Origin of the sequence: Saccharopolyspora kobensis, assembly GCF_900108315.1 — a bacterium.
GTDB lineage: Bacteria > Actinomycetota > Actinomycetes > Mycobacteriales > Pseudonocardiaceae > Saccharopolyspora > Saccharopolyspora kobensis.
Window position 1 is genome coordinate 1,787,364 of record NZ_FNVB01000002.1, and the last position, 12,667, is coordinate 1,800,030.

Below are 12,667 nucleotides of genomic sequence, written 5' to 3' on the forward strand. Positions count from 1 at the left end.
CAACCGATCACGGTACAATCGGCGGGCGTATCTTTCCCTTTTCGAGGAGTGACGGCTTCAGTGCCTGCGGCACAATCCCCTGACGGGGGCAGTACCGGGCCGGGGATCTTTCCCGGCGTTTCCGAATTCGTGTGCGGTCGCCCGCGGGGTGACCGGTGATCGACATTCTCCTGTCGGTGTTGGGTCTGGTCTTCGTCGGTGTGCTCACTTTGGGCACTGGTCTGGCGGTGGCGGCTGAGTTCTCGCTGACTTCTCTTGAGCGCAGCACGGTTGATGCTCATGTGCATGCGGTGGGTGACCGGCGTGCGAGGGCGGTGCAGAAGGCGCATCGGTCGTTGTCGTTCCAGCTCTCGGGTGCGCAGGTCGCGATCACGTTGACGACGTTGGTCACCGGGTATGTGGCTGAGCCGTTGATCGGTGAGTTGATCCGTCCGGTGTTGCTGGCGGTGGGTGTTCCGGTGTCGGCGGCGGGTGCGGTGTCGTTGGCGTTGGCGATCCTGCTGGCGACGACGTTGTCGATGGTGTTCGGGGAGATGGTCCCGAAGAATCTGGCGATCGCGCGGCCGTTGCCGACGGCGCGGGCGGTGTCGGGGTATCACGCGCGGTTCTCGCAGGTGTTCCGGTGGTTGATCGATGCGATGAACGACAGCGCGAACTGGGTGGTGCGCCGGTTCGGCGTCGAGCCCCAGGAAGAGCTGCGTTCGGCCCGCTCGCCGGAGGAGCTGGGGTCGATCGTGCGTTCCAGTGCCGAGCACGGGACGTTGGACGAGTCGACGGCGGAGTTGATGGACCGTTCGTTGCGGTTCGGTGACCGCACCGCCGAAGAGCTGATGACCCCGCGGGTGCGGGTGGAGGCTTTGCAGGTCGGTGACACGGTGATGGATCTGCTGGAGTTGGCCCGCCGCAGTGGGTTCTCCCGGTTCCCGGTGCACGGCGGCGATCTGGACGACATCCACGGCGTCGTCCACGTCAAGCAGGCCTTCGCCGTCCCGGCGGAGCACAGGCGCAGCACCGCGATCGAATCGCTGGCCCGCCCGGTGCCGACCGTGCCGGAGACCCTGGCCGGCGACGCCCTGCTCAACCGGCTGCGCGGCTCCGGCCTGCAGCTGGCCGTGGTGGTCGACGAGTACGGCGGTTCCGCGGGCATCGTGACCTTGGAGGACGTCGTAGAGGAGATCATCGGCGACGTCCGCGACGAGCACGACCGCCGGGAGATCGCCGCGGTGCGCCGCTCCGGCGACCGGACCTGGATCATCTCCGGGCTGCTGCGGCCCGACGAGCTCGCCGACGCCACCGGTTTCGCGATGCCCGACGGCGACTACGAGACCGCCGCCGGGTACGTGCTGAGCAAGCTCGGCCGGATCCCGGTCGTCGGTGACGAGATCACCGTTGACGGCTGGGTGCTCACGGTGTCCGAGATGGACCGCAACCGCATCGCCGAACTGCGGCTGACCCGCCAACCCGAGCACGCCGAGGCGACGGGAGCGGCCCGATGAGCGATGGGTTCGCGATTCTGCTCGGTGTGGTGCTGCTGCTGCTCAACGCGTTCTTCGTGGGCGCGGAGTTCTCACTGCTGTCCTCACGACGGGACCGGCTGGAAGCCCTGGCCGCACAGGGCAAGGGCCGGGCCCGGCTGGTCATCAACGCCAGCCAGCAGGGCTCGCTCATGCTCGCCAGCGCCCAGCTCGGCATCACCCTGTGCTCCCTGGGCCTGGGACGCCTCGGCGAACCCGCCGTAGCCCACCAACTCCAAAAACCCTTCACCGCACTCGGAATCCCGGAACCGGTCACCCACGCCGTGGCCTTCGCCATCGCACTCGCACTCGTCGTGGTGCTGCACGTGCTGATCGGCGAGATGGTGCCCAAAAACCTCGCCATCGCCGAACCCGAGAAGGTCGCGCTGTGGCTGGTCCCGCCACTGGTCGGGTTCGTCAAACTCGCCCGCCCCTTCATCGCCCTGTTCAACATGATGGCCAACACCATCCTCAAACTCATGCGCGTGGAACCCAAAGACGAGCTCGACACCGCCTACACCTCCGCCGAACTCGCCGAACTCCTCGTCGAATCCCGCCGCGAAGGACTCATCGACCACTCCGAACACCGCCGCCTCGCCCAAACACTCTCCTCCGCCAACCACACCGTCACCGACGTCCTCGTCCCGACGGCGGAGCTGATCACGCTGCCGCAGCGCCCGACGCTCGGCGACGTGGAGCGGGCCGTGGCGGAGACCGGCTTCTCCCGGTTCCCGGTGCGCGGAGACAACGGCGAGATGCGCGGCTACCTCCACATCAAGGACGTCCTCGACCAGACCGGGCACGACCACGCCACACCGATCGCACCGTCCCGCATCCGGCCGCTGCCGACGGTCCCGGCCGAGGCCCGGCTGGACGAAGCGCTCGCCTCACTGCGGCGCTCCGGCAGCCACCTCGCCACCGCCGTCGACACCACCGGAGCACCCATCGGCGTCGTCGCCATGGAAGACCTCGTCGAGGAGTACGTCGGAACAGTCCGCGACACGACGCACGTGCGTTAGCCGGGAGTTCCGCGTTCGGGGCGCTGCTCCACCACATCCGCGGTGGATCAGCGCCCTGCTGCTCGCACCTCGGATGTGGTGGGTCAGGTCGGCCGGAAGACGGGCACGGTCTCGCTGCCCTCGGCGTGGTCGAAGCCGACCGCGAGGGCCATGCCCGAGGTCACGTCCTCGGGCGCGATATCGACGATCCGGGCATACATCCACGGCCCTTCGGCCAGCTCCACCAGCCCGGCGACGATGCGCAGCTGCTCGCCGTCGACGGGGGAGCGGCCGTGCACCACGGTCCAGGTGACCAGCTCCGCCTCGCCGCTCGCGGGTGTCCAGGAAAGCGCGGTGCCAGCGCAGGCCGAGCAGCTCTCGACGTTCGGGGCGCTGATCGACGAGCACGCCTCGCACCGGCGCAGCAGCAGCTCCCCGCGGGCGGTGCCGTCGTAGAAGGGAGCCGACTCGGCGTCGCGCGAGACCGGGACGATCGGCATGCGGGGTTGTCCTCTCGTCAGCTGTGCGGGTGCGGGCTGAGCACGAGCGTCGCATGGTGGGCCAGCAGACCGCCGTTGCCGCTGACCAGCACGACGTCGTTGCGCGGCGCCTGCCGCGGCCCGCCGTGCCCGCGCGCCTGGATGATCGCTTCGGACAACGGGGTCATGCCCCACAGGTAGTAGGACGACAGCTGACCGCCGCCGGTGTTGACCGCCAGCGAACCACCGGGGCCGAGCGCGCCGCTGGCGGCGAAGGGGCCGCCTTCGCCCTTGGCGCAGAACCCGTAGTCCTCCAGGGTCAGCAGCACGGTGTAGGTGTAGCAGTCGTACAGCTCGGCCACGTCCACGTCGGAGATGCCGAGCCCGGCCATCTTCAGCGCCGCGGGACCGGCCTGGGCGGCGCCGCTGACCAGGCCGAACCGGCCGTCGCGGGCATTCGGGTGGCCGACGTGGGACTGCGCGAAGCCGAGCACGTGCACCGGTGGCTGGCGGAGCTGGGCGGCGCGGTCGGCGGAGGTGACCACGACGGCGATCCCGCCGTTGCTGACCAAGCAGCAGTCGAGCAGGTGCAGCGGTTCGGCGATCCAGCGGGATGCCTGGTGGTCGGCGATGGTGATCGGCTCGCGCAGCTGCGCCAGCGGGTTCATCGCGGCCCATGCCCGCTGCGCGACCGCGATCGCCCCGAGCTGCTCGGAGGTGGTGCCGTAGGTCTCCATGTGCCGCCGCGCGGCCAGGGCGTACACGGCGTTGACGCTGGTCAGGCCTGCTGCCGGGATCATCCCGGCGAAGCCGCTCGGCTGCGCCCTGCCCGCGTAGACGGCCCCGCTGCCCTTGCCCTCGCGCAGCGGTGCGTCGGCGAAGACGCACACGACCACGTCGGCCATCCCGGCTTGCACGGCCAGCGAGGCCTGCGCGACCATCGCGCCCGCCGAGGCGCCGAACGCCTGGACCTCCGAGAGCAGGCGGAGCTCCGGGATCTGGAGCTGGGACTGCAGGTCGACGCCGATCTCCCCGGTGGTGCCGGGATTGACGAGCAATCCGTCCACGTCGGACAGATCGAGGCCTGCGTCGGCGACCGCCAGCCGTACCGCGTCGGCGGCGAACCGGCCCGCGTCGCGGTCGTAGACCTTGCCCACCTCGGTGATGCCCAGCCCGGCGATCACCGGGCGGCGGGCGGCCGAGCCGGTCATCCTGCCTCCAGCAGCTCGATGTGCGGACCCGCCCGCCATCGTGACCTCCGGAACGCGTGCGGCGCAAGGGTTCACCCGGTGCACCGGAGGCTGCGGTGAGGTGCTCGCCGGTGGGCGGCGAGCGGCGAAGTGCACATCGGACAGCGACGGTCAGCGCAGGTGGCCGTAGACGATCAGGTTGTCCTCGTAGCTGCGCCGCGACTCGTCGAACGCGCCGCCGCAGGTGATCAGCCGGATCTCCGGGCGCGCCACGTCGCCGTAGACGGCTTCGGTGGGGAACCGGTCCTTGGGGACCATCTGCACGCGGTCGACCACGTAGGTCACCCGGGAGCCGTCCGCGCGCTCCACCTCGACCGGATCGCCGGGGCGGAGGTCGCGCAACCGGTAGAAGACGCCGGCCTCGCGGTAGGAGTCGACGTGGCCCAGCACGACGAAGGGGCCGACCTCACCGGCTCCCGGGCCGAGCCGGAACCAGCCCGCCTGCCGGGGCCGGTCGATCGGCGGCACTTCGGCCGTGCCATCGGGGTTGAGCCCCAGCGGGATGAGCGACGATTCGGCGTCGATGCTGGGCAGGTCGATCGCGCGCGGCCGCGGATCGCCCGGAACCGCGGCGGCGGGCGCCGCCACTGGGGGTGGGGCGGAACGCGCGTCGACCGGCTGGGGGTCCGCCGCGACGGCGACCGCCAGCAGCACGGCCGACCACAGCACGAGAATCGCGGTTCGCACGGCGGACCTCCACCCGTTCGGTCGAACGGGCCGGCGGTGCGCACCCACCGGGCACGCACCACCAGCCCGCTCGGATCAGTTGCGCTGCTCGGCGTGCCGGCGGCGGTGCAGGTAGGCACCACCGGCTGCCAGCGCGGTGAGCGCCAGCCCGCCCGCTGCCAGCAGCGGAGCGGAGCCGTCGGTGCTCTCCTGCGCCATGGCGCCACCGCCGGCCTGGACACCACCCGTGGGCATTTGCTCCACCTGCGGCTGCTGCATGGGTTTCGGAGCCTGCGGCTTCTGGGTCGGCTTCTGGGTCGGTTTCTGAGTCGGCCGCTGCGTCGGCTGCTCCTGGACCGGCTGCTGAGCCGGCTGCTGAGCGGGCTGCTGAGCAGGCGGCGGGGCCTGCGGCGGCGGTGCGGCCGGCGGCGGTGCGACCTCGGGCGGAGGCGCGACGGCCGGCGGCGGCTTGACCTCTTCGCACTCGCCCGGCTTGCAGGGCGGTGGCGGCGGGCACTCTTCGGGCCCGCAGTCGTGCTGCGGTGGCGAGCAGTTGTCGTCACCCGGCTTGCACTGGTCCTCGTCCACGGTGAGCACCGGTGCCAGCGCCGGGCTCGGTGCCGCACCGGCGGCCAGTGGGGTCAGGCTGAACGACGCGCCCAGCACGAAGGCGGCAAGGCCGCCGATGCGCACTAGCTTTGCGGACACCTGAACCTCCTTTGATCAGTTGAGTGGAAATACTCGCTCAAAATCATTTGTAGAACGCCTCGCGAGATTTGAAAGGAGGCTGTTCGTACGGTAAGCACCTATTTCGCGTTCGGCAGCCGCAGGAATACATGATCATACGATCGGGGTGGTGTTGATGTGTCCAATCGGGATTCAACATCACTGATCGTGAGAACAAGGTCGAAAACGAGACGATCGACGTGCCAGTTGTCGACATTTGTCGATCTGGATCGGGTGACATCGCTACGGATAGTGACGTTGTCACTTTAGTTGCAGCGGCTGCTCGCTCGTTTTGGTAGATCGAATTGTTCGGCAATCCCCCTTTGTGGTCACCGCGGCCTCGAATTCGATCAGAGGGGCGCTGATCCAGAGCGCGAGGAATTGCGATCAAGGGGTGGGTGAAATGATCGATCGCATTTGTTCTTGGTCGCCTCAATTGTCGATCGATCAATTATTCCCGAGGCGTGTTGATCGTCCACTGCGGACGGTGCGAGGGGAGGCCGGCGCGGTGGGGCCAGGCCGCGCCTAGTCGTCCAGCACCGTCCCGGGGGTGCCCCGGTCGAGCCGCGACGGCGTGTCGCGCGGGTGCGGGCGGGGCGTCAGGACCACGTCGACGGGCCGGCCGGAGTTGGCCGCCCGGACCGCGTCGGCGACCAGCCCGTGGTCCGGCGACAGAGCGCAGACCGGATCGGTGCGCGAGGCGTCGCCGGTGAGCAGGAACGCCTGGCAGCGGCATCCGCCGAAGTCGGTGTCCCGGCGCGAGCAGCTGCGGCACGGCTCGCCCATCCAGTCGGTGCCGCGGAAGTGCTCGAAGACCGGTGACCGCGACCAGATCCACTCCAACGAGTGCTCCCGCACGTTCGCGCGCGGCAGCGGCAGCTCCTGCGCCGCCGGGCAGGGCAGCACGTCGCCGTTGGGCGCCACGGTCAGCTGGCGCTCGCCCCAGCCGCCCATGCAGGGCTTGGGGTAGCGGCTGTAGTAGTCGGGCAGCACGTAGATGATCTCCATCCGCCCGGCCAGCCGCTCCTTCGCGGCGCGCACCGCCACCTCGGCCCGGTCCAGCTGCGCCCGGCTGGGCAGCAGGCCGTCGCGGTTGCGCCGCGCCCAGCCGTAGTACTGGGTGTTCGCCAGCTCGATGCGGTCGGCGCCCAGATCCTCGGCCATGGCGAGGATGTCGGCGATGCCGTCGATGTTCAGCCGGTGCAGCACCACGTTCAGCGTCAGCGGCCAGCCCAGCTCCTTGACCAGGTGTGCGGCGGCGATCTTGCGCCGGAAGGAGGTGGTGCCCGCGATCCGGTCGGAGAGGCCGGCCTCGTGGGCCTGGACGCTGATCTGCACGTGATCGAGCCCGGCGGCCCGCAACTCCACCGCGCGCTGCTCGGACAGGCTCAGCGCGCTGGTGATGAGATTGGTGTACATGCCGAGTTCGTGTGCGCTGCGCACGATTTCCACCGCATCGCGGCGCAGCAGCGGTTCACCGCCGGAGAGGTGCAGTTGCAGGACGCCCAGCTCGCGGGCTTCGGCCAGCACGCGCTGCCACTGCGCGGTGTCCAGCTCGTCCTGGTAGTCGGCCATGTCGAGCGGGTTGGAGCAGTACGGGCAGTGCAGCGGGCAGGCGTAGGTGAGCTCGGCGAGCAGGCCGAAGGGGCTAGGCATCCCGGACCTCCAGGTACCGCTTGCCGATCAGGCGGGTGAGGAACTGGGCGACGTCGCCGGGCGCCACGTGCTCGTAGCGACCGCGCAGCGCCTGGACGATCTCCGCGACGCTGCGCTGCCCGTCGCAGAGCTCGAGGATCGCGGCGCCGGTCGGGTTGAGCACCGACACCGCTTCCGGCGCCAGCAGCAGGTGCTGCTCGCGAACCCGGTCGAAGGTCACGCGCACGTGCGAGGTCAGCTCGGGCCGGCTGGAGGGGTGCACGACCGGCATCAGGACGGCTCGGGGACGTCGGGATATGCCCGGTCGATGCCGTCCAGGACGCTCCAGAGCACGTCGCACTTGAACGACAGCGCATCCAGCGCACGAGCCTGCTCCGACTCGGTGCGGCAGTGCTCGGTGACCACTTCCATCGCGTGCTCGGCGTCGCGGGGGGCCTGGGTCAGCCGGGACCGGAAGTAGGCCAGGCCGTCGCGCTCGATCCACGGGTAGTGGCGCTCGAAGGCCGCGAGGCGCTCGGCCATCAGGTCCGGGGCGAACAGCTCGGTCAGCGACGAGGCCACCGCCTCGACCCACGGCCGGGTGCGGGCGAAGTTCACGTAGGCGTCGACGGCGAAGCGGACCCCGGGCGCGACGTGCCGCTCGTCGAGCACCTCGGCGCGGCTGAGCCCGACCGCTTCGGAGAGCCGCAGCCAGGCCTCGATGCCGCCTTCCTCGCCCGCCCGGCCGTCGTGGTCCAGGATGCGCTGGACCCACCGCCTGCGGACCTCCCGATCCGGGCAGTTGGCCAGGATCGCGGCGTCCTTGCGGGGGATGTTCTCCTGGTAGTAGAAGCGGTTGGCCACCCAGCCCCGGATCTGCCGCGGGTCGAGCAGGCCCGCGTTCATCCTGACGTGGAACGGGTGCTGGTGGTGGTACCGCTGCGAATGGGCCCGCAGCGCTGCGGTGAAGCTGTCGGTGAGCGCGGTCACGATGTCAACCGCACCTCCAATCCGTCGGTCGCCACTTCCACGCCGTGCCGCTCGACGGTGCGCCGCTCGGGCGAATCGTCGAGCAGGACCGGGTTCGTGTTGTTGATGTGCACGTAGATCTTGCGCTCGGCGGGCAGCGCGGCCAGCCGCCGCAGGCTGCCGTCCGGCCCGGCGATGGGCAGATGTCCCATGTCGCGCGAGGTCTTGCCCGCCAGCCCGAGCCGGATCATCTCGTCGTCGTGCCAGCAGGTCCCGTCGACCAGCAGGCAGTCGCCGCCGGCCAGCTCGTCGAGCACCGCGGGCGTGAGCTCCTGGACGCCGGGCAGGTAGACCGCGGTGCGCCCGGTGTTCGCGTCGGTGAGCCGGTAGCCGACCACGCGGCCGTGCTCCCGGCCGGGGCCGAACCGGTTGCGCTTGTTCGTCGGCACGTCGAAGGCCCGGTAGGACAACCCGCCGCCCAGCCGGGTTTCCGCGCCGGGCACGACCTCCCGCCAGGTCACCGCGCAGTAGGCCTCCAGCGTGCGCAGGATCGCGGTTGCGCGGCACAGGGTTTCCCGCACCGCGGCGGTGGCGTGCAGCTCGACGGACTTCGCCTCGCGCAGCAGGAGCAGGCCGAGGGTGTGGTCCAGCTCGGCATCGGTGAGCAGCACCGCCTGCAGCGGTGTCGCCCGTCCCGCGCCCGGTCGCAGCGCGGGGAACGCCTCGATCTGGGCGCGGATGTCCGGTGATGCGTTGAACAGGAACCACCGCTGGTGGTCGGCGCTCACCGCGATCGACGACTGGGTCCGGGGCTGGGCCGGACGGGAACCCGCGCGCACCGCGCGGCAGTTCGGGCAGCCGCAGTTCCACTGCGGAAAGCCACCACCGGCCGCCGAACCGAGCACCCGCAACCACATCCGTGGCTCCTCGCTGGAAGTTCGGGCGGGCACCGGACCGCACGCCCGGCACCCGCGGTGCGGCTGCTAGTCGTCCAGCTGCGCGACGTACATCGTCACTTCGGCGGCGCAACCGACCTCTTCGAAGTCCGGTGTCTCCCAAGCCAGGAGTTCCGGCCGCGCGGCAGCGGATTCCATCATCTGACCCCTTTCTCTGCCGATTCCCGGACGAGCGAGCCCGGCCGGGAGTGCGAAGGTGAACAGGGAACCCCGTGGGGGTGACCCGACCATAACGGGCGAGCGGCCCCCGACCCAGGTTCCCCACCCGACTGGCTCAGCGGCGACGAGCGCGCCGACCGTGCGTGGCAGCTGCGGAAATGTCCTGTGAGCAGCGGTTATGGTCATCGGTTGTCCACTGTGGTCCATCCTGGGGCCGGATTCGCGTCTTGCTCGGCGGTTCCACGCTGCGGCAAACGCGAGCCGGTGGTCGCCGGTGTGGATCGGGCCACCGCGCAGCAGGAGGGGCGGTTCGTGGCGGACGGTCGCTGCTTGAAGAGGCCGGTCTTGGGCCGGATGGCGGTGTCGTGCCGTTCGATCCGGCTGGCGCGCGCCGAATCGGACGACCGGATCCGGCACCAAGCCGGTGGCCTGCTCGCGCGGTTGCGGTAGTGCGGCGAGAAGTCGCCAGCGGTTTCCGGCTCTTCCGGCGCCGCAAGTAGGGTCGAGCTGATCTTCGCGTGCCGACCAGGAGGCCGACATGGGTGCTGCGCGCCGGAAACCGACCAGCGGATTCGTCGCGCGGGCGCTCGTCGGCGCCTCGGCGCTGCTCCTCGTGCTGCCGCCGGGCTCGGCCTTCGCCGAACCGCCGCAGGCGCTGCCGGGCTCGGCCCCCGATGCCGACCGCAAGTGGCAGCCCGCGTTCGACTACGACGGCGACGGTTGCTACCCGACGCCGGCGATCGGGCCGGACGGCACCGTGGCCGAGGGACTCAAGCCCTCCGGGCCGCTCGACGGCGACTGCCACGACGAGTCCGACCTGGGCAACACCAACTCCTACTCGCGCGCCAAGTGCGATCCGAGCGGCTGGTGCGCCTACCTCTACGACCTGTACTTCGAGAAGGACCAGGCGCTCGGCGGCGTGGACGACATCTTCGGGCACCGGCACGACCTCGAGCACGTCGTGGTGTGGGTGCACGAGGACCAGGCGAAGTACGTCTCCACCTCCGCGCACGGCGACTACTCGACCTACCCGGCCGAGCAGGTGCACTGGGAGGGCACCCACCCGAAGATCGTCTACCACAAGGACGGCGCCAGCACGCACGCCTTCCGGCTGGCCAAGCCCGGTGAGGAACCGGAGAACCACCGCGGCACCTGGCAGTACCCACCGCTGGTGGGCTGGGAGCACTACCCCGAAGGCATCCGCGAGAAGCTGACCTCGGCGGACTTCGGCAAGGCGAGCCTGGGCATCAAGGACGGCGCCTTCGAGGACAACCTGGCGAAGGCGAAGCCGGAGGGCATCCCGTTCGACCCGCACGGCTGACCCGGCGGATGCCCGGTTGCTGCCCTGGTCCTCCCGCGCCGGTGTCCGGTTGACTGCCGGGCGGAGCGGACACCGAGGAGGGCGACCGTGGCGGTCAACGAGGCCGGAGTGCGGACGGCGCACGTGGTGTGGGACTGGAACGGGACGTTGTTCGACGACGCCGACGCGCTGATCCAGTCCACCATCGAGGCGTTCGAGGTGATCGGGGCACCACCGGTCACCGTCGAGCAGTACCGCGAGCAGCACACCCAGCCGATCGACGTCTTCTACGACCGGCTGTTCGGCGCACCGGTGCCACCCGACGTGCGCAGCGCGCTGCACGCGGCGTTCCACGAGGCTTACTCGCGGCGCAGACCTTCGCTGTCCCTGGCGGTGGACGCCCGCGAAGTGCTGGGCGCGATCGCCGCGCGGGGCCTGTCGCAGTCGTTGCTGTCGATGCACCCGCACGACCGGCTCACCACGCTGGTCGACCGGTTCGGCATCACCGCGCACTTCGCCCGCATCGACGGCCAGCGCGGCCCGGACCGCGGCTTCAAGCGCGCGCACCTGGCCGAGCACCTCGCGGAGCTGGGCCTGACGGCAGGCGATGCGCTGCTGATCGGCGACAGCGTCGACGACGCAGTCGCGGCCAAGGCGCTCGGAATGCGGTGCGTGCTCTACGCCAGCGGACTGCACGCCACTGAAGTTCTTGCCGAGCAGGGAGTTCCGGTCGTCACCTCGCTCCGCGAGGCGATTCGGCTCGCGATCGGGGAGGCCTGATGAGCGCCGGGACCACGACGACGAACAGCAGCGGATCGGTCGTGGCGGTGCTGCGGTCCCGTTACGTGCCAAGACTGCTGTCGGCCTCGCTGATCGGGCGGCTGCCGACCGGCATGGCGCCGCTGGCGATCCTGCTGACCGTCCGCGAGAACGGCGGCGACTACCGGCTGGCCGGTCTGCTCGCCGCGCTGTACGCCGGGAGCGCGGCGGTGTGCGGCCCGGTGCTCGGACGGCTGATCGACCGGACCCGCCAGGTCCCGGTGCTGCTGTCCAGCGCGGCGACCTCGACAGCGGCGTTCCTGGTGCTCGGCCTGGTCGACCCGGTCCGCTCGGTGGCGATCGGCGCGGTGGCCGCGGTGGTCGCGGGTGCGGCGACTCCGCAGCTGGAACCGTGTCTGCGCGTGCTCTGGGAGCACGTGGTGGCGGGGGAGCACAACATCCGCGCGGCGTTCTCGCTGGACGCGGCCACGCAAGAGCTGATCTTCGTGTGCGGGCCGCTGGCGGTCCTGGGCGTGACCGCGTTCGGCGGACCGTCCGCCGGTCTGCTCGCGGCAGCCGCGGTGGGAATGCTCGGCGCCGCGTGGTTCGCCACCGCCCGCCCGGCCCGGGTCTGGCGAGGTACGCACGTGGAGCGGCACTGGGCCGGGCCGCTGCGCGGTGCCGGCGTGCTCCGCCTGTTCGCCGCGCTGGTCTGCGTCGGCGCGACCATCGGCGCATTCACCGTCGGCATCACCGGATACGCGGAGGTGGCGGGAAGTTCCTCCGCGGCAGGCCTGCTGATCGCGCTCAACGCGGCAGGTGCGCTGGTCGGCGGGATCGCCTACACCGCAGTGCCGGTGGCGCACCGCGAAGACCGGCGGCTGCTCGTGCTGCTGGCCCTGCTCGCGCTGGGCTACCTACCGCTGGTGCTCGTGCTGAACGTGCCCGCGATGGCGGCGTTCGCGTTCCTGAGCGGATGCGCACTACCGCCGGTGCTGGCCTCGGCCTTCGCCCTGATCGCCCGCATGGCCCCGGAAGGAACGCTGACCGAAGCGCACGCCTGGATGATCACGTCGTTCGGAGTCGGCAACGCACTCGGCTCAGCAGTGGCAGGCACCCTCGTGGACCTGGTCTCACCGGCAGCGGCGTTCACCTTGGCGGTGGCATGCGCCTGCCTCGGCACGACGCTCACCATCCGCCGCCTGCTCACCTGACGCCGGTGGTCACCCGGGAGGCGGTCAATTCTCGCGAAACCG

14 protein-coding genes are annotated in these 12,667 nt (G+C 70.6%); 5 read left to right on the forward strand and 9 right to left on the reverse strand.

Annotation, left to right across the window (positions count from 1 at the left end; genetic code table 11):
- Window positions 1–155 precede the first annotated feature (155 nt).
- Both C4T78_RS08100 and C4T78_RS08105 read left to right on the forward strand, forming a co-directional pair.
- The gene (locus C4T78_RS08100; RefSeq protein WP_220389065.1) at window positions 156–1,496 is read left to right on the forward strand and encodes a hemolysin family protein; all 1,341 of its coding nucleotides are present in this window, start codon (window positions 156–158) and stop codon (window positions 1,494–1,496) included.
- A complete protein-coding gene (locus C4T78_RS08105) occupies window positions 1,493–2,533 on the forward strand; it encodes a hemolysin family protein (protein ID WP_103908092.1) in 1,041 nt (346 codons plus the stop codon). Before C4T78_RS08100 ends, C4T78_RS08105 begins: the two co-directional genes overlap by 4 nt.
- 83 nt (window positions 2,534–2,616) lie before the next feature.
- Here C4T78_RS08105 and C4T78_RS08110 read toward each other — a convergent pair whose 3' ends face one another.
- The 9 genes from C4T78_RS08110 to pqqA all read right to left on the reverse strand — a co-directional run bounded on the left by C4T78_RS08110 (window position 2,617) and on the right by pqqA (window position 9,334).
- On the reverse strand, window positions 2,617–3,012 hold the full coding sequence (locus C4T78_RS08110) for a Zn-ribbon domain-containing OB-fold protein (RefSeq protein ID WP_093358179.1): 396 nt from the start codon (window positions 3,010–3,012) through the stop codon (window positions 2,617–2,619).
- A gap of 17 nt (window positions 3,013–3,029) precedes the next feature.
- A complete protein-coding gene (locus C4T78_RS08115) occupies window positions 3,030–4,202 on the reverse strand; it encodes a thiolase family protein (protein ID WP_093358178.1) in 1,173 nt (390 codons plus the stop codon).
- A gap of 150 nt (window positions 4,203–4,352) precedes the next feature.
- Window positions 4,353–4,928: a class F sortase gene (locus C4T78_RS08120; protein ID WP_235863881.1), complete on the reverse strand. Its 576-nt coding sequence runs from the start codon at window positions 4,926–4,928 to the stop codon at window positions 4,353–4,355.
- 75 nt (window positions 4,929–5,003) lie between these two features.
- Complete coding sequence (locus C4T78_RS08125) at window positions 5,004–5,615, reverse strand: GVDTG sorting domain-containing protein (protein WP_143186062.1); 612 nt, start codon at window positions 5,613–5,615, stop codon at window positions 5,004–5,006.
- Window positions 5,616–6,158: 543 nt separating this feature from the next.
- Entirely contained in the window at window positions 6,159–7,289 is a 1,131-nt protein-coding gene (gene pqqE / locus C4T78_RS08130; protein ID WP_093358176.1) for a pyrroloquinoline quinone biosynthesis protein PqqE, read from the reverse strand.
- Window positions 7,282–7,560: a pyrroloquinoline quinone biosynthesis peptide chaperone PqqD gene (gene pqqD / locus C4T78_RS08135; RefSeq protein WP_093358175.1), complete on the reverse strand. Its 279-nt coding sequence runs from the start codon at window positions 7,558–7,560 to the stop codon at window positions 7,282–7,284. The genes pqqE and pqqD overlap by 8 nt, the downstream gene beginning before the upstream one ends.
- Window positions 7,560–8,258, reverse strand: coding sequence for a pyrroloquinoline-quinone synthase PqqC (gene pqqC, locus C4T78_RS08140; protein WP_093358174.1), 699 nt, complete (start codon window positions 8,256–8,258; stop codon window positions 7,560–7,562). Before pqqC ends, pqqD begins: the two co-directional genes overlap by 1 nt.
- Window positions 8,255–9,154 (reverse strand): pyrroloquinoline quinone biosynthesis protein PqqB, encoded by a 900-nt coding sequence (gene pqqB, locus C4T78_RS08145; RefSeq protein ID WP_093358173.1) that lies wholly within the window; start codon window positions 9,152–9,154, stop codon window positions 8,255–8,257. Before pqqB ends, pqqC begins: the two co-directional genes overlap by 4 nt.
- Window positions 9,155–9,220: 66 nt before the next feature.
- Window positions 9,221–9,334, reverse strand: coding sequence for a pyrroloquinoline quinone precursor peptide PqqA (gene pqqA / locus C4T78_RS08150; protein ID WP_235863879.1), 114 nt, complete (start codon window positions 9,332–9,334; stop codon window positions 9,221–9,223).
- A gap of 556 nt (window positions 9,335–9,890) precedes the next feature.
- Here pqqA and C4T78_RS08160 point away from each other — a divergent pair.
- From C4T78_RS08160 to C4T78_RS08170, 3 genes are all read left to right on the forward strand, one after another.
- On the forward strand, window positions 9,891–10,673 hold the full coding sequence (locus C4T78_RS08160; RefSeq protein ID WP_093358172.1) for an NPP1 family protein: 783 nt from the start codon (window positions 9,891–9,893) through the stop codon (window positions 10,671–10,673).
- A gap of 87 nt (window positions 10,674–10,760) precedes the next feature.
- Entirely contained in the window at window positions 10,761–11,432 is a 672-nt protein-coding gene (locus C4T78_RS08165) for an HAD family hydrolase (RefSeq protein WP_177247811.1), read from the forward strand.
- The gene (locus tag C4T78_RS08170) at window positions 11,432–12,625 is read left to right on the forward strand and encodes an MFS transporter (protein WP_093358170.1); all 1,194 of its coding nucleotides are present in this window, start codon (window positions 11,432–11,434) and stop codon (window positions 12,623–12,625) included. The genes C4T78_RS08165 and C4T78_RS08170 overlap by 1 nt, the downstream gene beginning before the upstream one ends.
- Window positions 12,626–12,667: the final 42 nt, after the last annotated feature.